This window comes from Saccharopolyspora sp. NPDC050642 (assembly GCF_040654735.1).
Taxonomy (GTDB): Bacteria; Actinomycetota; Actinomycetes; order Mycobacteriales; family Pseudonocardiaceae; genus Saccharopolyspora; species Saccharopolyspora elongata.
This window is the reverse complement of sequence record NZ_JBFAIN010000055.1, coordinates 24,981-44,585: the sequence shown is the minus strand read 5'-3', so window position 1 is coordinate 44,585 and position 19,605 is coordinate 24,981. Positions and strand designations below refer to the sequence as shown.

The window sequence follows — 19,605 nt, the reverse complement described above, 5'->3', positions numbered from 1 at the left end:
CCCATCTTGGTGGCGTCGCTGCAGTAGACGATCACCCTCGTGCCGTCGATGCGACCGCGCACCGCGTACATCCCGCTGTTGTCGCGGGGGTGCAGCGGCTCGACCGACTCCGGGTCGAGCAGCTGCTCCAGCCGCACGTCGGGGTCGCGCGGATCCCGTTGCGCCTGCTCGGTTTCCGGCCGGGTGGCCACTGCGGTCATCGGATCCTCCGGAAGCTCGGTGTTGGGAAGGCCGCCGTGGGCTTGATTGGCGCCGCTGACGGCGGCCGACCGTGTGCGGTTGTAGTACCGCAGAGCGCTAAAGGACGGGCTGAGCGGACGCCCAGCCCGTCCTTTGCGCGACGGTCATGCCCTGGCGAAGGCGAGCGCGACGTTGTGCCCACCGAAGCCGAAGGCGTTGTTGATCGCTGCCGTCTGCTCGACGTGCCGCGGCTTGTCGGCGACCACGTCGATCTCGATCTTCGGGTCGATCGTTTCCAGGTTCCGGGTCGCCGGGATGATGCCGCGCTGCAGCGAGAGGATCGTCAGGATGCTCTCGACCGCGCCGGCCCCGCCGACCAGGTGACCCAGCGAGCCCTTCGGCGCGGTGACCACCGCGCCGTCGCCGATCGCCTTGCGCACCGAGTTCGCCTCGCCGATGTCACCGACCACGGTGGACGTCGCGTGCGCGTTCACGTGCCCGATGTCCGACGGCTGCAGGCCCGCGGTCTGCAGGGCCTTGCGCATCGCGCCGACCTGGCCGCGGCCGTCCGGCGGGCTGCCGGTGATGTGGTAGGCGTCGGACGTGATGCCCACGCCCGCCAGCCGGCCGTAGATCCGCGCGCCGCGCGCCTTGGCGTGCTCCGCGCTCTCCAGGACGACCACGCCGGCGCCCTCGCCCATCACGAACCCGTCGCGGTCGACGTCGAACGGGCGGGAGGCCCGCTCCGGGTCGTCGTTGCGGGTGCTCAGGGTCCGGGCCTGGGCGAAACCGGCGATGGTGATCGGGTGGATGCAGGCCTCCGCACCACCGGCCACCACCACGTCGGCATGCCCCTGCTGGATCATCTCGAAGCCCTTGGCCAGGCCCTCGGCGCCCGAGGCGCAGGCCGATGCGGGGGAGTGCACCCCGGCGCGGGCCCGCACGTCCAGGCTGACCATCGCGGCCGGGCCGTTGGGCATCAGCATCGGTACGGTCAGCGGCGAAACCTTGCGCAGCCCCTGCTGCTGCAGCAGTTCGTTCTGCTGGAGCAGCGTGACCGGTCCGCCGATGCCGGTGCCCAGCGACACGCCCAGCCGGTCCGGATCGACCGGCTCGTTGTCGTCGGTGGGCAGCTCGAACCCGGCGTCGGCCCAGGCCTCGCGGGCGGCGATCACGGCGATCGCCTCGCAGCGGTCCATGCGCCGCAGCTGGACGCGGGGCAGCACCTCGCTCGGGTCGACCAGCAGCGGGGCGCCGATCTTGGCCGGGAGTTCGAGCCGGTCCACCCACTCGGCTTCCAGCCGGCGGACGCCGCTGGCGCCGTTGACGAATCCGTCCCAGGTGGACGCGACGTCACCGCCAAGCGGTGTCGTCGCGCCCAGCCCGGTGATCACGACATCCGTGGTCATGCGTTCTTCGTGATGTAGTCCACCGCATCACCGACGGTCTTGAGGTTGGCCAGCTCGTCGTCCGGGATCTTGACCCCGAACTTGTCCTCCGCCTGCACGGCGATCTCCACCATGGACAGCGAGTCGATGTCCAGGTCGTCGACGAAGGACTTGTCGATGGTCACGTCGGCGGCGTCGACACCGGCGACCTCCTCGACGATGGCGGCGAGACCGGTGGTGATTTCCTCGTTCGACACGGGTAGTTCCTTCCTGGTTCTTGCGTTCCGCACCGCGAGCCGGTGGCCTGCGGCAGCTTTGGGATGGGCTCAGGGGCAGATGGCGACCTGGGCCGCGTACGACAGCCCGGCTCCGAAGCCCACGAGCAGCATCACGGCACCGCTGGGGATCTCCCCAGCCGCCCGCATGTGGTCGATGGCCAGCGGGATGGATGCCGACGACGTGTTGCCGGAGTAGACGATGTCACGCGCGACCACGAGGTCGTCACGGGCACCCTGCGACTTCAGCTTCTTCGCGATCGCCTCGACGATCCGCAGGTTCGCCTGGTGCGGCACGAAGACGTCCACATCGGACAGCTGGAGCCCGGCCGCCTCGACGGCCCGGGCCGCCACCGGCGCGATCTGCGTGGTCGCCCACCGGAAGACCGACTGGCCCTCCTGGTAGATGTACTTGGCATCGCGCAGGTAGATGGTGTCCACCAGGTCGCCGGCGCTGCCCAGCACGCCCGGGCCGAGCTCCGGCTCCTCGGCCGGTCCGACCACCGCGGCACCGGCACCGTCGGCGAAGATGATGCAGTTCGCGCGGTCTTCCCAGTCCAGCCATTCCTGGAACCGCTCCGAGCCGATCACCAGCACGTTGCGGGCCGATCCGGAGCGCACCGCGTCCGAGGCCACGGACAGCGCGTAGACGAACCCGGCGCAGGCGGCGTTGAGGTCGTAGGCGCTCTTGGCCTTGATGCCGATCTGGTCGGCGACCTGGGCCGCGGCGTTGGGGATGCCGCCCTGCATGGTGCACGTGGCGACGATCACCTGGTCCACATCGGACGGTGCGAGGCCCGCGTTCGCGATCGCCTTGGCGCCGGCCTCGACGGCCATGCTGACCACGGTCTGGTCGTCGTCGCCGAGGCGGCGGTGGATGATGCCGACGCGCTGCCGGATCCACTCGTCGTTGGTGTCGACGATCTTGGCCAGGTCGTCGTTGGTGACGATCCGGTTGCCCTGCGTGCTCCCGAAGCCGAGCAGCCGGGTGGCGGCCGGAATGGGGTTCTGGGTGAGGCGGGGTCGCGTCACGCGTCGCTCCCGAGCAGATCGGCGACCTTGTCCAGGTCGGCAGGGGTCTTCAGAGCGACGGCCTTGACGCCCTTGAGTTCGCGGCGCACCAGGCCGCTGAGGGTTCCGGCGGGCGGGAACTCCACCACGGCCTCGACACCGCGGTCGGCCAGCGCCGCCATGCAGCTGTCCCAGCGCACTGGGCTGGTCACCTGCGAGACGAGGCGGCTCACGATCTCGGCGGCGTCGGTGACGACCGCGCCGTCGGCGTTGGACAGCAGCGGCAGCGCGGCGTCCGTGGCGGTCACCTTCTCCGCGTGCTGGGCCAGGCTTTCCCGCGCGGGTGCCATGAAGCGGGTGTGGAAGGCGCCGGCCACCGGCAGCGGCCGCACCCGGGCGCCGGCCGGCGGTTCGGCCGCGAGCTCTTCGAGGGCGGGCACCCGCCCGGCGGCGACGATCTGGCCCGCGCCGTTGCGGTTGGCCGGGTCCAGGCCGAGCCGCTCGAGGTGGGCGACCACGTCGTCCGCATCCCCGCCGAGCACGGCGGACATGCTGGTCGGCTCCAGCGCGCACGCGGCGGCCATCTCCCGGCCGCGCACGGCGGCGAGCGAGACCGCGTCGTCGAAGGTCAGGGCGCCGGCGATGGCGGCGGCGGCCAGCTCACCGACGGAGTGCCCGGCGACCGGCGTGCCCGCCGGGATCGTCACCCGGCGGCGCAGCTCGTCGGCGGCGATCAGCGACAGCGCCACCACCAGTGGCTGGGTGACCGCGGTGTCCTTGATCTCGTCCGCTGCGGCGGTGGTGCCGAGGCGGAGCAGGTCGAGGCCGGTCGACTCGGACCAGGCGGCGATGCGTTCGGCGACGCCGTCCAGTTCGAGCCACGGGTTCAACATCCCTGGGGTCTGCGACCCCTGTCCGGGGGCTAGAAGCGCGATCACCCTTGCTACTGAACACGTCCGGGTGCGATCGAGGTGATGTCGACAGAGACGAAGTCCGGACCGCAAAGTTGTGGAGTGTCTACAAGCGCGGGGGTGGGGGAACCCGGGCAGGAGGCGAATCGTTGTCGGCTGTGTCCGGTTGGTGACCGATCGGTGAACACCGGTAAAGCCCTGTTGCGGCGCGTGATCACCGCGTCACCAGAGGCCGCGGGACTTGGCCAGCCTGCCCACGGCGAGGCCGACCCGCAGGACGTGGGCGTCGCGGGCGTTGGACGGCGTGTGGCCGGTGAGTTCCGCCACTCGACGCAGTCGGTACCGGACCGTGTTCGGGTGCACGTACAGCTGCCGAGCGCAGTTCTCCAGCACGCCGCCGACCTCCAGGTAGGTGTCGACGGTCTCCATCAGCGCGCCGCCGGCGTCCACCAGCGGCAGCACGATCCGCTCGACCAGTTGCCGCTCGGCCTCCGGATCACCGGCCAGCGCCCGCTCCGGCAGCAGGTCGCCGGAGGGCACGGGGCGCGGGGCGGTCGGCCACGCCACCACGGCCCGCAGCGCGGACATCGCGTCGCCGGCCGACCGGTGCGCCTCGGCCAGGCTCGGCATGGTCGGCCCGACCACGACCGGCCCGTCGTCGAACGCCTCGGACAGCCGCTTGGCCGCCTCCTCGTTGGTGCGCGCGTCGCCAGGGCCGCCGAAGACCACCACCAGCCGGGTGCCCTGCACCCCGAGCAGCACCGGGCAGCCGACCCGCGCCGCGCGGCTGCGCACCTGGTAGACGATGGTCGGCGGGTCGTCGGACGGGGCGTTGCCGACCAGCACGGTCGCTTCTGACGAGGGCTCCCAGCCGAGCGCGGCGGCACGGGAGAGCAGCGACTCCTCGGCGTCGCCACGCACGATGCCGTCGACCACCAGCGCTTCCAGCCGCGCGTCCCACGCGCCGCGGGCCTCCGCCGCCGCGGCGTACGAAGTGGCGGCCGCGAAGGAGATCTCGCGGGTGTAGCGCAGGATCGACTCGGTCAGCAGGATGCGCTCGTGCTCCTCGGAGGCCAGCTCCGGCAGCTGCTGTTCGAGCACGTCGATCGCCACCCGGACCAGCTCCAGGGTCTGCCGCAGGCTGACCCACCGGGACAGGTCCCGGGGCGCGGCGCGGAAGGCCTCGGCGGTCAGCCGGATCGCCTCGGTCGGGTCCTGCAGCCACGCCACGAAGTTGGTGGCGCCGGTCTGGGTCACCAGGAGCACGCTCGCCCGCTGGTCGGCGGGCAACCGCCGGAACCAGGGCAGGCGCTGTTCCATCGCGCTGACGCTGGCGCTGGCCAGCCCGCCGGTGCCCCGTTCGAGGCGGCGGAGCGTGGCGGCGGAGAGCTGACGCTGCGTACCGGTATCCCGCTCACCTGCGCGTTCGGTACTCATGCCTCCAGAATCGCATGCCGCCGATCAGCTCCGGCGGCCAGCAGCCGGCGGTGCGGGCCGGCTCACAACGCGCCGGGGCCCGGGCCCGGGGGAACGGCGTTGCGGTGCCGTCGGGGCTCGGGCCGCCGCGGACGGCTGATCCCACGGTCGGGGCGGCCGCCTTCGTCGGCATCGACCCGATCGAGGGAAATGAATCGCCCTTTCGAGGGGCCTGTCGCGGTTGCCGGTAAAGCCGTCGCAGGAAACGATCTCCGGCACACGCGAATCGGGTTTTGTTCTATCGAGGTGAATTCAAGTGGGAGCTCTCCAGCAGGGACTCGCAGAGGCGTGGGTCGCAATTGCGACCTTCGTCCCGAAGCTGGTCGTATTCCTCATCATCGTGCTGGTCGGCTGGCTGATCGCGAAGGCGATCGGCAAGGCGATCCAGATCGTGTTCGCCCGGCTCGGTTTCAACCGGCTGCTGGCGAAGTCCGGGCTCGGTGAAATGACGTCGAAATCGAACATCGACATCTCCGGCCTGCTGGTGAAACTGGTCTACTACTTCATCCTGCTCATTTTCGTGCAGCTGGCGCTGGGCGTTTTCGGGCCAAACGCGATCAAGGACCTGATCGACACGGTGGTGCTGTTCCTGCCGCGGATCGTGGTGGCGATCGTGCTGGTGCTGGTGGCCGCGGCGATCGGCCGCGCCGTCGGCGACCTGATCCGCGGCGCGCTGGGCAGCCGTCCGATCGGGCCGGTGCTGGCCAAGGTCACCTTCGGGTTCATCGTCGCCCTTGGCGTGATCGCCGCGCTCAACCAGCTCGGCATCGCCCTCACCGTGACCACCCCGGTGCTGATCGCGGCGCTGGCCGCGCTGGCCGGCGTGATCATCGTCGGCGTCGGCGGCGGCCTGATCAAGCCGATGCAGCAGCGCTGGGGCCGGTGGCTGGACAGCGCCGAGGCCCAGTTCTCCGGCTCTTCCGGTTCAACTGGCTCTTCCGGTCCCGCCGGCGGCCCGGCGGAGAACGGCAAGAACGGCGCGAAGCCGGAGACCGGCGACGCGGGCGTGAGCGGCCACGCGTGACCGCGCGCCGCGCCTAGCCGGAGGTCGGGACTCACCCGGTGGGTGGGTCCCGGCCTTTTTCACGCACTTGGCCGTGGTCGCCCGCGCGCGGTCGCGACACCATGGGAGAACGGATCAAGCCGGGAGGTGATCAGTAGTGGCTCTGCCTCTCGTCTGGCTCGCGGACGTGTTGCGCGCGGCCGGGCTGACGGTGGTCGAGACCGACGGCTGGCGGGACCGCACCGCCACCTCGGGGTCGCAGCCCGCTCCGGTCGGCGTGCTGGAACACCACACCGCGACACCGGCGTCATACGAGAACCCCGCGCCGAGCGTGCAGCTGTGCATCGACGGACGCCCCGACCTGGCGGGGCCGCTGTGCCACGCGGTGATCGGCTTCGACGGGGTCGTGCACATGATCGCCGCCGGTCGGGCCAACCACGCCGGCAAGGCGAAGGCCTCCGGGCCGAACCCCGAGGGCGACGGCAACACCCTCTACGTCGGGTTCGAATGGGACTACCAGGGCGTGGTCCAAGGGCCCAGCCCGGAGCAGTACCAGGCGGCGCTCAAGGCGACCACCGCGGTGCTCAACCACCTCGGGCGCCCGATGGACGCCGCGCGCGGCCACAAGGAGACCAGCGTCACCGGCAAGATCGACCCAGGTCACGTCGACATGGACCAGTTCCGCGCCGAACTCGGCAAGAGGGATCAGGAGGACGTGATGAACCCGGAGCAGGACGCGATTCTGCGCCGCCTGGAACACGAGCTGCTCGGCCCCCGCGGGCCGAAGGGCGAGATCCAGGGCTGGCAGACCGAGATCGGCCCGCGCACGATCGTCGCGATGCTCGTCGACCTCGTCAACGAGGTGGTGGCGAAGCAGCAGGCCCCGACGGCTCCGGCGCAGGGGCAGGGGGCCGACGCGGAAGCGATCAAGGCGGCGTTCCAGGCGCTCCCGCCGGACCAGGCCGCGCCGCTGCTGGCGGAACTGGTGCGGATCCAGCAGGACCGCCAACTCACCCCGGAGCAGTACGCCCAGCGCCCGCAGGCGTAGCGATCAGCGGGTCCGCCACCGGTGGAACCGCTTGAACCCGAGCAGGCGCAGCCCGGGTGTCGTGGAGATGAGCTGCGGAACGTCGTCGCCGTCGCGCAGGTCGCTCGCGACGATCCGGCGGTGCGCGTCCTCGTCGGCGAACTCGGCGTAGTTGACGACCCGAGTGCCGTCGGCGCTGATGTGGAAGTGGTTGGCGAGCATCCCGGCCGGCGGTTCGACGTCGGTGCGTTGCGCCAAGCCCGGCTGCTCGTCCAGCAGGGTGTCGACGAAGTGGCGCGCGGTTTCGTGGCCGTCGGTCTCGAAGGAGACGGCGACCACGCAGCCGGACCGCCCGTCGCCCAGCACGAGGCTGCGGTAGCGCTGGTATTCGACCACGCCGTGGCGCTCGATCCCGGGGACTTCCGCGAAGATCTGCTGGACCCGCTCCGGCGGATCGCTCCGCTTGAACCCGGCGTGCGCCGCAGCGTCCGTCCACTGTGAGTAGTGGAGCAGGGTGTCGCCGTCGGTGCTCGTCAAGCAGCTGTAGGAAAGCAGCCCATCCGGCCAGGCCAGGTGGTCCCACACGGACATGGCGGCCGCGGTGGCGGCCTGCTGGCGCTCCGGTGTTCCCACGGTCCACTCGCTCATGAGCACCAGGCCCGCGTCCGCGCGGACGATGTCGGGCAGGGAAGCCGTGCTGGTCATTCCGTCCTCCTGGAAGTGGTCGGGGTTCAGCGGAAGTCCTCGGCGTGGTCGTCGACCCACTGCCGGAAGGTTCGTGCCGGTAACCCGGTGATGTCGGGTACCGCGGAGGTGATCGGGCCGGGCCGCCGGACCATCTCGGCGTAGCCGTCGAGGGCGGACTCGGCGACCGAGGTGGGCATGCCGGGGAACATCTTGGGCAGCGCTTCCTCCGGGGTGATCTCTTCCCAGCGCAGCGGTCGGCCGAGCACTTCGCCGATGGTGCGCACCTGTTCCGCCTGCGTGATCAGCTCCGGCCCGGTGAGCGTGTGCTTGGTCCGGCTGAATCCGCCGTTGGTGAGCACGTGTGCCGCGACCGAGGCGATGTCGTGCTCGTGGATCAGTGTCATGGACGCCGCCCCGAAGGCCCCGCGCACGACGTCGCCGCGGCGGATCTCCGGCGTCCAGGCCAGCGTGTTGGACGCGAACGCGTATGGGCGGAGGAATGTCCATTCGAGACCGGAGCGCTCGATCTGGTGCTCGACGGCGTGGTGGAAACCGGCGATGGGGCCGACCTGCTCCGCCACGTCGTCGCGCACCGCCGCCGAGGACAGGAAGACGATCCGGCGGGCGTGCTCCTCGATCGCTTCGACGACGGCCGGATCTGCCGGGACGGAGGCCATCGGCCAGATCAGGAACGCGGAGTCGATTCCGTCCAGGGCGGAGTGCAGCGAGGGCAGGTCGGTCAGATCGCCGCGCACCACCTCCGTCGCATCGGGGAGCTCGGCGGCTGCGGGATTCCGGACCATCGCGCGGACTTCGGCGCCGGCGTTCTGCAGGAGGGTGACGGCCTGCCGTCCGACCTTGCCGGAGGCGCCGATCACCAGGACCTTCTCGTTGATCACGGATGAAAAGTACAACGATCATGGCAATAAGTGCAACGTTCATTGTACTTCGATAAGCGTGAGCGTGATCACGGGAGATGGATGAGGCTGGGCTTGAGGAGCCCCGATTTCAGGCGGAAGCGGAAATCCACCCCGTCGGCGTGCGGGCCGAGGCGGAGGGCTGGGAGATCGTCCGAAGGTGTTCGGTCAAGCGCCCCTGGCGGCGCGGTGCTGGGCCCGCTGGTCGCGGCGGCTCTGGAGGCGCTTGACGAGGGCCGGCTGCTGCTGGAGCGCCTCGGGCTCGTCCAGCAGGCGGTTCAGTCGCTGGTAGTAGCGGTTCGGGGAGAAGCCGAAGCGCTCCTGGATGACCCGTTCCTTGTTGCCCTGGTAGTGCCAGTGCTCCAGCTCGAAGTCGAGGATGGCGCGATCGGTGTCGTTCATCCCGGCGTGCCCCCTTCGAGTTGCTGCCGATCGAGTCTACCGGCCGGGGCACGCGTGTTCGATCGGCCATCCCGGTTCGTCGCGCGGGAATTTCGTTGTCACTCAGGGCAAACGAGCCGCGACGGCACGTCGCCGGTGGGACAGGTGGCGGGTCAGCGCAAGCCCCGCCAGCAGCGCCAAGAGCACCGAGACACCCGGCCACCCGAACCGGGAGTAGGTGCGCACCCCGAGCCAGGAACCGAAGCTGCCGCCGAGGAACGCGCACGTCATGTAGGCCGCGTTGAGCCTGCCGCGCACCTCGGGGCGCAGCGCGAAGATCCGCACCTGGTTGGCGACCATGCCGGACTGCATCGCGACGTCGAGGAGCAGCGTGCCGACCACCAGTGCCGCCAGGCCGAGCGCGCCGCCGAGGCTGCCGACCGCGAGGACGGCGGCGGCCGCGATCACGCCGAGGATGCAGACGAGGTTGACCGGATCGGGCCCCCGGCGGTCCGCCTGCCGCCCTGCGAGCGGCGTGCAGATCATGGTCGCCGCGCCGACCAGGGCGAGCGCCCCGACCGCCGACGTGCCCAGGCCGTACACCGGGCCCGTCAGCAGCAGCGCGACGCCGGTCCAGACGGCGGTGAAACCGGCGAAGATCGTCGCCTGGTAGAAGCAGGAGCGGCGCAGTTCGGGCTCGGCGCGCAGCAGCCGCAGCGATTCGGCCAGCAGCGCCGGATACCGCTGCCGGGATGCCGGGACCGTCGTCGGCAGCGAGAAGGCCAAGGCGGTCGCGGCGAGCAGCGCGAGCACTCCGGCCACCGCGTAGGGCGCCCGCCAGCTCAGCCATTCCCCGATGGTTCCGCCGAACGCACGGGCCAGCAGCATCCCGCCGATCGAGCCGCTCAGCAGCACGCCGGTGACCGATCCGCGCCGGTCGTCGGCCACCAGCCCGGCCGCCATGGGAGCGATGATGGGCGCGATCACGGTCGTCACGCCCACGAGGACGCTCGTGCCGACCAGGGCCGGCAGCGCGGTCGCGGCGCTTGCGACGAGCAGGCCGATCCCGGTGAGCCCGAGCAGGGCGACGATCAGCGGGCGGTGCGGGATCCGGTCGCCGAGCGGAACCAGCAGGGAGATCCCGGCCGCGTAGCCCAACTGCGCCGCCGTCACCGCCAGCGCGGCCGATTCCGGCGACACCTGCAGGCCGGCGGCGATCAGCGGGCTGATCGCCTGCGGGAAGTAGATGTTGCCCACGGCCACGCCGCAGGTCAGCGCCAACAGCAGGACGAGCGGCCGACTCATGCCGGCGGGGCTGCTTCCAGACGTCCGGGAAGTGCTGTCACGAGGCAACGATCATCGGTGCGCCGACCGGGCGCAACCGGTTTTCCGGATGGGTCGATCCTGTGATCCAGCCCACGTATCGGGTGCGGAACAGATCTCCGGGCGCACGATGTTGAGCAGATCGAACGAAGTCGTGCGCTCCGGGGTCGGTGAAAATCCGAACCGGCGGTGAAAGTCCGCGAACCGGCGCCTCCACGCGGAGGTGTCGGCCGATCCGGTGGAATTCCGGGACCGACGGTGAAAGTCCGGATGAGAGGCAGCGCACGGGCGGCCGCGATCGGCCGTCGGCGTGTCGGGCCGGCGGTCGTCGACGTCGGCTTCCCGCGTGTACCCCGGTGCGTTCGCATCCGGCGGGAGGAGCGGGCGTGCAGGCAATCGCGGAATGGGTGCTCGACAACGGGTTCACCGTGCTGGGCCAGAAGATCTCCTGGGCGGAACTGGTCGGGCAGCTGTGCGCGCTCGCCGTCGTCTTCCTCGCGCAACGCAGAACCCTCTCGACCTGGCCGGTGCAGGTGTCCGCGACGGTGCTGCTGTTCGCCGTCTACGCCTCCGCTCACCTGGGCGGGCTGGCCATCCGGCAGGTGATGATCCTGCTGATCTCCTTCTACGGCTGGTGGGCCTGGAACCGGCGCAGCGACCCGGTTTACGGCGTCGTGGTGCGCAAGGCCAGCATCCTCGAACGGCTCGTGCTGATCTCCGCGCTGGCGCTGGGCACCTCCGCGTTCGCGCTGCTGCTGTCCGCGCTGGACGCCTCGTGGGCCCCGTGGCCGGACGCCTGGATCTTCATCGGCACCCTGGTCGCGTTCTGGGCGCAGGGCCGCGGCCTCGTCGAGTTCTGGCTGGTCTGGCTGGCCGTCGACGCGGTCGGCGTGCCGCTGCAGATCGCCTCCGGCCTGTACTTCAGCGCGGCGATCTACGTCGTCTTCGCGGCGCTGGTGGTCCACGGCTGGTGGAGCTGGAACCGCACGGCACGCGTCCAGCGCACCCGCGAGAGCGCCGCCGTCGCGGGCTGACCGCAGTTTCAATTGAAACTGCGCCGCCGCGGATCACCTGTGCGGGACCGGCGTGGCGTGTTCATCCGGCGGCCATGCGGGTGCGCCCGGCCGTTCGACTCCCCGGGCGAAGATTGCTGGCGATCAACGCCCGTGGTGAGGAGTCCAGGTGTCCGGAAGTCCGTTGTCCCGTCGTTCGGTCCTGGTGGGCGGGGCCGCGCTCGCCGCCGCAGCGCCCGCCCTCCCGGCCTCGGCGGCGGAGCTCCGCGGTGTCGGCAGGCCGACCCGGCCCGGCCAGCTGTTCACCCTCGGCGTCGCCTCCGGCGAGCCGCTGCCGCACGGCGTGGTGCTGTGGACACGACTGGCCCGTGACCCGCTCGCCGAGGACGGTCTCGGCGGGATGCCGAACCAGGAGATCAAGGTCGACTGGGAGGTCGCCACCGACGAGCGGTTCAGGCACGTCGTGCAGCGCGGGCACGTCGACGCGGCACCGCGGTCGGCGCACAGCGTGCACGTCGAGGCCAACGGCCTGCGCCCGGGGACGGAGTACTTCTACCGGTTCCGCGCCAGGGGCGAGATCTCGCCGGTCGGCCGCACCCGCACCGCCCCGGCACCGGGCGCGCTCGGCGAGCTGACCATGTGCTTCGCCTCCTGCGCGCACTACGGCGAGGGCTACTTCACCGCCTACCGGCGGATGGCCGAGGACGAGCCGGGCCTGATCCTGCACTTGGGCGACTACCAGTACGAGTACGCTGCCAACCCGAGCAAGGACGTGCGCGAGGTGCACGGCCCCGAGACGGTCACGCTCGCCGGCTACCGGCAGCGGCACGCCCAGTACAAGACCGACCCGGACCTCCAGCTCGCGCACTCGGTCGCCCCCTGGCTGGTCGTCTTCGACGACCACGAGGTGGAGAACAACTGGGCCGACGAGATCCCGGAGGCCAAGTCCGAGACGCAGGGGCAGGCGTTCCTCCAGCGGCGCCGCGACGCCTTGCAGGCGTACTACGAGAACATGCCGCTGCGGTGGGAGTCGATGCCGGGCGGCATCAACATGCAGCTCTACCGGCGGCGTGCGTGGGGTTCGCTGGCGAACTTCCACATGCTCGACACCCGCCAGTACCGCGACGACCAGGCGTACGGCGACGGCAACAAGCCGGACGGCCCGGACCTGCACGTCCCCCAGCGCACCATCACCGGGATCGACCAGGAGGTGTGGCTGCTGGACGGGCTGCGCGACTCCCGCGCTCGGTGGGACGTGCTCGGCCAGCAGGTCTGGTTCGCCCAGATGGACCACGATCCGGGCCCGGCGAAGGTGCTGCCGATGGACGCCTGGGACGGCTACCAGGCGTCGCGCCAGCGGGTCAAGGCCGGTTTCGACGCCGCCCGCAACGTCGTGGTGCTGACCGGTGACGTGCACTCGCACTGGGCCGCCGACATCAAGGCCGACTTCGACGACCCGGACTCGCGCAACGTCGCCGTGGAGCTCACCACCACGTCGGTCACCTCCGGCCGGGACGGCTCGGAGACGAACGCGGGCGGCGACAAGATCAAGGCCGCCAACGAGCACGTGCACTTCTACAGCGCCCGCCGCGGCTACGTGCGAACCCGGATCACCCCGAACCTGGTCCGCGCCGACTACCGGGTGCTGCCGTACGTCTCCAGCGCCGGCGCCCCGGCGACGACGGCGGCCAGCTTCGTCACCCAGGACCGCGACCCGGGCCTGCACGCGGTCTGATCCCTCGCCCGGACACCGCGGGGCGCCCGCCACCCGGCGAGCGCCCCGCGGCCGTTCCTCTATCAGGCGACGCCGGGATCCGAGGTCTGCGGCCCCGCGGCCTGGACGTCGTCCAGCCGGTAGCGCCGGGTCGCCTCGACCACCTTGGACTTGTCCACCTGTCCGGTGCGGGCCAGCGCCGCCAGCGTCGCGACCACTGTGGACTCCGCGTCCACCAGGAACACCCGCCGCGCGGCCGGCCTGGTGTCGGAGAACCCGAACCCGTCGGCGCCGAGGCTGACCATGTCGCCGGGCACCCACGGCCGGATCAGGTCCGGCACCGCGCGCATCCAGTCGCTGACCGCGACCACCGGGCCGGCGGCGTCCGCCAGCGCCCGGGTGACGTGCGGCACCTTCGGCTCCGCCTCCGGGTGCAGCAGGTTGTGCCGGTCGGCGGCCTCGGCCTCGCGCCGCAGCTGCGACCAGGACGTCGCCGACCACACGTCGGCCTGCACACCCCACTCCTCGGCCAGCATCTGCTGGGCCTTCAGCGCCAGCGGCATGATCACGCCCGACGAGAGGATCTGCGCCCGCGGCCCCGAGCCGCCCGGCGCGGCCTGGTACCGGTACAGGCCGCGCAGCAGCCCGTCGACGTCCAGGTCCGCCGGCTCGGCCGGCTGCTGGTACGGCTCGTTGTAGATGGTCAGGTAGTAGAAGACGTCCTCGGCGTTCTCGCCGAACATCCGCCGCAGGCCGTCCTTGACGATGTGCGCCACCTCGAACGACCACGCCGGGTCGTAGGCGACCACCGCGGGGTTCGTCGCGGCGATCAGCTGCGAGTGCCCGTCGGCGTGCTGCAGGCCCTCACCGGTCAGCGTCGTCCGCCCGGCGGTCGCGCCGAGCACGAACCCGCGCGCCATCTGGTCGGCCGCCGCCCAGAAGCTGTCGCCGGTGCGCTGGAAGCCGAACATCGAGTAGAAGATGTAGACCGGGATCATCGGCTCGCCGTGCGTGGCGTAGCTGGTGCCCGCGGCGGTGAACGACGAGGTCGAACCGGCCTCGTTGATGCCCTCGTGCAGGATCTGGCCCTGCTCGCTCTCCCGGTAGGCCAGCATCAGCTGGTAGTCCACCGGCGTGTAGAGCTGGCCCAGCGGGTTGTAGATCTTCTGCGACGGGAACATCGAGTCCATGCCGAACGTGCGGGCCTCGTCCGGGATGATCGGCACGATCCGCGGCCCGATCTCGCGGTCCTTGGCGAGGTCCTTGAGCAGCCGGACGAACGCCATCGTGGTGGCGACCTCCTGCTTGCCGGAGCCGCGCCGGACCACGTCGTAGACCTTGTCGCCGGGCAGCACCAGCGGCTTGGCCTTCGCCCGCCGCTCCGGCAGGTAGCCGCCCAGCTGCCGGCGCCGGTCCTGCAGGTACTGGATCTCCGGCGCGTCCTGCCCGGGGTGGTAGTACGGCGGCAGGTACGGGTCGAGGTCCTCGTCGCTGATCGGGATCCGCAGGCTGTCCCGGAACAGCTTCAGGTCGTCCAGCGTCAGCTTCTTCATCTGGTGGGTGGCGTTGCGGCCCTCGAAGTGCGGGCCGAGGCCGTAGCCCTTGATCGTCTTCGCGAGGATCACGGTCGGCTGGCCGTGGTGCTCGGTGGCCGCCTTGTAGGCCGCGTACACCTTGCGGTAGTCGTGGCCGCCGCGGCGCAGGCCCCAGATCTCGTCGTCGGTGAGGTGCTTGACCATCTCCTTGGTGCGCGGGTCGCGGCCGAAGAAGTGCTCCCGGACGAACGCCCCGTCGTTGGCCTTGTAGGTCTGGTAGTCGCCGTCCGGGGTGGTGTTCATCAGGTTCACCAGGGCGCCGTCGCGGTCGGAGTGCAGCAGCGCGTCCCACTCGCGGCCCCAGACCACCTTGATCACGTTCCAGCCGGCGCCGCGGAAGAACGCCTCCAGCTCCTGGATGATCTTGCCGTTGCCGCGCACCGGCCCGTCGAGCTGCTGCAGGTTGCAGTTGATCACGAAGGTGAGGTTGTCCAGCCCGTCGTTGGCCGCGACCTGCAGCAACCCGCGCGACTCGGGTTCGTTCATCTCGCCGTCGCCGAGGAACGCCCACACGCGCTGCTGGCTGGTGTCCTTGATGCCGCGGTCGTGCAGGTAGCGGTCGAAGCGCGCCTGGTAGATCGCGTTCATCGGCCCCAGGCCCATGGAGACCGTGGGGAACTCCCAGAAGTCCGGCATCAGCCGCGGGTGCGGGTAGGACGGCAGGCCGCCGCCCGGACCGGCGTGCGAGTACTCCTGGCGGAACCCGTCGAGCCGGTCGGCGGACAGCCGGCCCTCCAGGAACGCGCGGGCGTAGATGCCGGGGGAGGCGTGGCCCTGGATGTAGAGGTGATCACCGCCACCCGGGTGGTCCTTGCCGCGGAAGAACCAGTTGAAGCCGACCTCGTAGAGGCTGGCGGAGGATGCGAAGGACGAGATGTGGCCGCCGACGCCGATGCCCGGCCGCTGCGCTCGGTGCACCATCATCGCGGCGTTCCACCGCATCCACGCCCGGTAGCGGCGTTCGGTCTCCTCGTCGCCGGGGAACCACGGCTCCTGCTCGGTGGGGATGGTGTTGACGTAGTCCGTGCTGGTCAGCGAGGGGACGCCGACGCCGGATTCGCGGGCGCGCTGGAGCAGCCGCAGCATGAGGTAGCGGGCGCGCTGCTGCCCGTTGGCCGACAGCACCGAGTCGAAGGACTGCAACCACTCCTCGGTCTCCTGCGGATCGATGTCCGGCAGGTGGGAGGCGAGACCGTCCCGGATGACCCGCACCCGCTGCGCGGGCATGGGGACGTCGTTGTTGAGCGGGGACAAGGGAACTCCTCGACTACGTCGTGGACGTGGCAGGGCGCCGGACAGTGATGTCCGACACCCTCATGGTCCACCATCTCGGCCACCGATGCGCACACCGACGGCGAACCAGGCTGTTGATGTCGTGCCGGCCGGTCTAGAGTCGAATCCCAACGCGTTGCTACGGCGTGTCGTGCCGTCAGCAGTTGCGCGGATGGCGGTCGGCAGTGTTCGCTATCCGCCAGATCTGGAAGGTGTGCGGCGTCCAAGGGTCGTCGCACCGGTGCATTGGAGGAGTGAGCAAACCGTGGTCGCCGCGGGAGACGCCGGTAAAGGCGAAGCCGACGTCGCCGAGAGGCTCGACATCGAGCCGGAGATGGTTGTCCAGGAACTCGGCTGGGACGAAGACGTCGATGACGATGTCCGAGCCGCGATCGAGGAGCGCTGCGGGAGCGAACTCCTCGATGAAGATGCCGACGAAGTGGTCGATGTCGTGCTGCTGTGGTGGCGCGAAGAGGATGGCGACCTGACGGACACGCTTCTCGATGCCATGACGCCGCTGTCAGATGAAGGGGTCATCTGGGTGCTGACCCCGAAGACCGGCCGGGAGGGCTACGTCGAGCCGGCCGACATCTCAGAGGCGGCATCGACGGCGAACCTCGCCCAAACGGGGAAGGTCAGCCTCGGCGAGGGCTGGATGGGTACCAGGCTGGCCTACCGCAAGGCGAAGGCCCGGCGCTGATCGGCCGTCGCTAGTCGCTGTGCGCATGTCCACCCCGTGGGCACCGGTGCTCGCCATCGGTGCCCACGGCGGTCGGCTCGGTGTAGGTTCGGCGATGACAAGGTCACGTCGATCAGGAGGATTCCTCATGACGGTCGAGGTCGGCGCGCAGGCGCCGGACTTCACGTTGCCGGACTTCAACAAGGAGAAGGTCTCGCTGGCCGACTTCCGCGGCAAGAAGAACGTGCTGCTGGTCTTCTACCCGTTCGCGTTCAGCGGCATCTGCCAGGGTGAGCTGTGCCAGGTCCGGGACGACCTCGGCGAATTCCAGAACGACGACGTCCAGGTCCTCGGCGTGTCCGTCGACTCGCCGTTCGCGCTCAAGGCTTGGGCGGAGAAGGAGGGCTACACCTTCCCGCTGCTGTCGGACTTCTGGCCGCACGGCGAGATCGCCAAGGCCTACGGCGTGTTCAACGAGGCGGCCGGCATGGCCAACCGCGGCACGTTCCTGATCGACACCGAGGGCAAGGTCCGCTTCGCCGAGGTGAACCAGCCGGGTGAGGCCCGCGACCAGGATGTCTGGAAGAAGGCGCTCGCCGAGCTCAAGGCCTGAGCGAAGCGGTGGCCGACCGGGTGCCGAACACGGCGCGAAACACCGGTAGGGTGTCCGAAGTGATCCGATCGGATGAACCCGGACGGCCACCGGCAGGGCGCATAGCTCAGCGGAAGAGCACTTGCCTTACAAGCAAGGGGTCGTAGGTTCGAACCCTACTGCGCCCACCATCGTCACAGCCCGTTGATCCGAGGTGAAATACCAGGTCAACGGGCTTTTGCATGTCATCTGGATGATCTTGATCCGTTCGTCCACTGTGGTCGCCTGCGCAGTCGGTGGGACCCGGCGGGGTGGACTATCCGGCGCTGGGCAGGGTGATGGTGATGGTCAGTCCGCCGCCGGGGTTGGGGGTGGCGGTGGCGGCACCGTGGTGGCTGTGAGCGATGGCGCGTACGAGGGCTAGGCCGAGGCCGTGTCCGTTGGCGTGAGTGCGGGCGCGGATTCGGTGGAACGGCTCGAACAGCCGGCTGGCTTCTTCGGATGTGATGGGCTCGCCGGTGTTGGTGACGGTGATGATGGCGGTGCCGTCCCGGGCGGTGGTGGTCAGTCGTGCGGTGCCACCGGTGCGGTTGTGCCGGATGGCGTTGTGCAGCAGGTTGGTCAGCAAGTGGTGGAGCAGGTCCTCGTCGCCGTTCACGGTGACCGGGTGCAGCTCGTCACGCACGGCGATCCGGCTGGCGCCTGCTTCGGTTCGCACCTGTTCCAGCGCGTGCGCCGCGACTGAGGTGAGGTCGACGTGCTTTGCGTCGTGGATGCCGTGGTCGGCTCGGGACAGGGCGAGCAGCGCTTCCACGGTTGCGATGCTGCGTTCGTTGGTGGCCAGCAGTTTGGGTGCCAGGGTGGCGAGATCGTGGTCGCGGGGGTGTGCGATGGCGACCTGCAGCATGGTTCGCGTGGTCGCCAGCGGGGTGCGCAGTTCGTGCGATGCGTTGGCGGCGAAGCGTTGCTGGGCTTGGAAGCTGGCGTGCAGCCGGTCGAGCATCGTGTCGATGGTGTCGGCGAGTTCGGTGAACTCGTCCTGGGGGCCATCGAGGTGGATGCGTTCGTGCAGGGAGTGGCCTGCGACGGTGCGTGTCGTCCGGGTGATGCGGTGGATGGGGGCGAGCATGCGCCCGGCGATGACCCAGCCGAGCAGGAACGAGATCAGGGCCAACCCGATCAGCGCCACGCCGGACAGTTGCAGCAGCGTCATCAAGATGTCGTCTTTGCTGGTGATCGTGACGATTGCCGGTCCGATGTCATCGGCAGGGATGGCCGGAACCACAGCTTCCGGCATGGGGGTGGAGGGCTGCAGGTCGTAGCTCGGGATGTACCGCATCAGCGCGTACACGGTGAGCAGCAACGCGATGCCGCAGGCCAGCACCGTGCCCCCGTAGAGCAGGGTGAGCCGCAGCCGGATGGACAGCCGATTCCGCCGCAGCGTGGCGTGGATGCTCACGCGGTGGCGGCGAGGTAGTAGCCGACCCCGGTAGCGGTGTGCAGGATGGGTGGGTCGCCGAGTTTGCGTCGCAGTGTGGAGATGGTGATGCGGACGGCGTTGGTGAACGGGTCGGCGTGGGCGTCCCAGGCCTTCTCCAGCAGGTGTTCCGCGCTGAGCACCGCCCCGTCCGCGCGCAGGAGCAGTTCCAGGACGGCGAACTCCTTCCGGGTCAGCCGCAAGGAGTGGTCGCCGCGGCGGGCGTCGCGGCGAGCGGGGTCCAACCGGAGGTCGGCGTAGGTCAGCACGGGAGGGTGCGCTGCGGCGGCGCGTCGTCGCAGGGCGTGCAGCCGGGCGACGAGTTCGGGGAAGTCGAACGGTTTGACCAGGTAGTCGTCCGAGCCGAGACGCAGCCCGTCGACCTTGTCGGCCAGACCGCCGGCCGCGGTCAGCATGAGGATCCGGCAGCCGGGTCGGCTGGCCACCACGCGTCGGCATACATCGTCGCCGTGCACGCCGGGGAGGTCGCGGTCGAGCACGACCACGTCGTATTCGTTGACCGCCACGCTCTCCAGGGCTGTCGCCCCGTCGCCGGCGATGTCGACCGCCATGCCTTCGCGGCGAAGACCGGCCTGCAATGCTTCGGCGAGGAAGGCTTCGTCCTCCACGACCAGCACCCGCACGCGTTCATCCTCCTGCCCTCAGGTGACCCGCCTACGCCGG

18 protein-coding genes, 1 tRNA gene, 1 pseudogene and 1 riboswitch are annotated in these 19,605 nt (G+C 70.3%); of the genes and pseudogenes, 7 read left to right on the top strand and 13 right to left on the bottom strand.

Going from position 1 to position 19,605, the window contains the following annotated elements:
* The 6 genes and pseudogenes from AB0H93_RS41185 to AB0H93_RS41160 form a co-directional block, all read right to left on the bottom strand.
* A pseudogene (locus AB0H93_RS41185) lies at positions 1 to 200 on the bottom strand (acyl-CoA carboxylase subunit beta); the annotation flags it as partial.
* A gap of 144 nt (positions 201 to 344) precedes the next feature.
* On the bottom strand, positions 345 to 1,589 hold the full coding sequence (locus tag AB0H93_RS41180; RefSeq protein WP_358581645.1) for a beta-ketoacyl-[acyl-carrier-protein] synthase family protein: 1,245 nt from the start codon (positions 1,587 to 1,589) through the stop codon (positions 345 to 347).
* Positions 1,586 to 1,825 (bottom strand): acyl carrier protein, encoded by a 240-nt coding sequence (locus AB0H93_RS41175; RefSeq protein ID WP_242188891.1) that lies wholly within the window; start codon positions 1,823 to 1,825, stop codon positions 1,586 to 1,588. Before AB0H93_RS41175 ends, AB0H93_RS41180 begins: the two co-directional genes overlap by 4 nt.
* A 69-nt stretch (positions 1,826 to 1,894) precedes the next feature.
* Positions 1,895 to 2,875 carry a beta-ketoacyl-ACP synthase III gene (locus AB0H93_RS41170; protein ID WP_358581641.1) on the bottom strand — a complete coding sequence of 327 codons (981 nt, stop codon included), beginning with the start codon at positions 2,873 to 2,875 and terminating at the stop codon, positions 1,895 to 1,897.
* Positions 2,872 to 3,792, bottom strand: a complete 921-nt coding sequence (locus AB0H93_RS41165; protein ID WP_358581638.1) for an ACP S-malonyltransferase — start codon at positions 3,790 to 3,792, stop codon at positions 2,872 to 2,874. Before AB0H93_RS41165 ends, AB0H93_RS41170 begins: the two co-directional genes overlap by 4 nt.
* Before the next feature lie 195 nt (positions 3,793 to 3,987).
* Positions 3,988 to 5,202: a helix-turn-helix domain-containing protein gene (locus AB0H93_RS41160; protein WP_358581635.1), complete on the bottom strand. Its 1,215-nt coding sequence runs from the start codon at positions 5,200 to 5,202 to the stop codon at positions 3,988 to 3,990.
* Between the two features lie 295 nt (positions 5,203 to 5,497).
* Here AB0H93_RS41160 and AB0H93_RS41155 point away from each other — a divergent pair, with 295 nt between their 5' ends.
* Complete coding sequence (locus tag AB0H93_RS41155) at positions 5,498 to 6,265, top strand: hypothetical protein (RefSeq protein WP_358581632.1); 768 nt, start codon at positions 5,498 to 5,500, stop codon at positions 6,263 to 6,265.
* Positions 6,266 to 6,401: 136 nt separating this feature from the next.
* Positions 6,402 to 7,292, top strand: coding sequence for an N-acetylmuramoyl-L-alanine amidase (locus AB0H93_RS41150; RefSeq protein ID WP_358581629.1), 891 nt, complete (start codon positions 6,402 to 6,404; stop codon positions 7,290 to 7,292).
* Positions 7,293 to 7,295: 3 nt separating this feature from the next.
* On the opposite strand, the gene AB0H93_RS41145 is transcribed toward AB0H93_RS41150, so the two are convergent.
* The 4 genes from AB0H93_RS41145 to AB0H93_RS41130 form a co-directional block, all read right to left on the bottom strand.
* A complete protein-coding gene (locus AB0H93_RS41145; protein ID WP_358581626.1) occupies positions 7,296 to 7,976 on the bottom strand; it encodes an antibiotic biosynthesis monooxygenase in 681 nt (226 codons plus the stop codon).
* A gap of 26 nt (positions 7,977 to 8,002) precedes the next feature.
* A complete protein-coding gene (locus tag AB0H93_RS41140; RefSeq protein WP_358581623.1) occupies positions 8,003 to 8,857 on the bottom strand; it encodes an NAD(P)H-binding protein in 855 nt (284 codons plus the stop codon).
* Between the two features lie 186 nt (positions 8,858 to 9,043).
* On the bottom strand, positions 9,044 to 9,277 hold the full coding sequence (locus AB0H93_RS41135) for a DUF3263 domain-containing protein (RefSeq protein WP_358581620.1): 234 nt from the start codon (positions 9,275 to 9,277) through the stop codon (positions 9,044 to 9,046).
* A gap of 102 nt (positions 9,278 to 9,379) precedes the next feature.
* Positions 9,380 to 10,561, bottom strand: coding sequence for an MFS transporter (locus tag AB0H93_RS41130; protein ID WP_358581617.1), 1,182 nt, complete (start codon positions 10,559 to 10,561; stop codon positions 9,380 to 9,382).
* A 170-nt stretch (positions 10,562 to 10,731) separates the two neighbouring features.
* Positions 10,732 to 10,867, top strand: a riboswitch (FMN riboswitch).
* A gap of 98 nt (positions 10,868 to 10,965) precedes the next feature.
* Between AB0H93_RS41130 and AB0H93_RS41125 the strand changes: the two genes are divergently transcribed.
* Together AB0H93_RS41125 and AB0H93_RS41120 are read left to right on the top strand one after the other, a co-directional pair.
* The gene (locus tag AB0H93_RS41125; protein ID WP_358581614.1) at positions 10,966 to 11,613 is read left to right on the top strand and encodes a nicotinamide mononucleotide transporter family protein; all 648 of its coding nucleotides are present in this window, start codon (positions 10,966 to 10,968) and stop codon (positions 11,611 to 11,613) included.
* 148 nt (positions 11,614 to 11,761) lie between these two features.
* Positions 11,762 to 13,327, top strand: a complete 1,566-nt coding sequence (locus AB0H93_RS41120) for an alkaline phosphatase D family protein (RefSeq protein ID WP_358581611.1) — start codon at positions 11,762 to 11,764, stop codon at positions 13,325 to 13,327.
* A 62-nt stretch (positions 13,328 to 13,389) separates the two neighbouring features.
* On the opposite strand, the gene aceE is transcribed toward AB0H93_RS41120, so the two are convergent.
* On the bottom strand, positions 13,390 to 16,128 hold the full coding sequence (gene aceE / locus AB0H93_RS41115) for a pyruvate dehydrogenase (acetyl-transferring), homodimeric type (RefSeq protein ID WP_358581659.1): 2,739 nt from the start codon (positions 16,126 to 16,128) through the stop codon (positions 13,390 to 13,392).
* Between the two features lie 310 nt (positions 16,129 to 16,438).
* Between aceE and AB0H93_RS41110 the strand changes: the two genes are divergently transcribed.
* The 3 genes from AB0H93_RS41110 (at position 16,439) to AB0H93_RS41100 (ending at position 17,635) form a co-directional block, all read left to right on the top strand.
* Positions 16,439 to 16,873: a DUF3052 domain-containing protein gene (locus AB0H93_RS41110; RefSeq protein WP_132488180.1), complete on the top strand. Its 435-nt coding sequence runs from the start codon at positions 16,439 to 16,441 to the stop codon at positions 16,871 to 16,873.
* Between the two features lie 127 nt (positions 16,874 to 17,000).
* A complete protein-coding gene (locus tag AB0H93_RS41105) occupies positions 17,001 to 17,465 on the top strand; it encodes a peroxiredoxin (RefSeq protein ID WP_093273006.1) in 465 nt (154 codons plus the stop codon).
* Between the two features lie 95 nt (positions 17,466 to 17,560).
* Positions 17,561 to 17,635: transfer RNA gene (locus AB0H93_RS41100), tRNA-Val, on the top strand.
* Between the two features lie 125 nt (positions 17,636 to 17,760).
* On the opposite strand, the gene AB0H93_RS41095 is transcribed toward AB0H93_RS41100, so the two are convergent.
* Positions 17,761 to 18,903, bottom strand: coding sequence for an ATP-binding protein (locus tag AB0H93_RS41095; protein ID WP_358581608.1), 1,143 nt, complete (start codon positions 18,901 to 18,903; stop codon positions 17,761 to 17,763).
* Positions 18,900 to 19,565 (bottom strand): response regulator transcription factor, encoded by a 666-nt coding sequence (locus AB0H93_RS41090; protein ID WP_358581603.1) that lies wholly within the window; start codon positions 19,563 to 19,565, stop codon positions 18,900 to 18,902. The genes AB0H93_RS41095 and AB0H93_RS41090 overlap by 4 nt, the downstream gene beginning before the upstream one ends.
* Between the last annotated feature and the right edge of the window lie 40 nt (positions 19,566 to 19,605).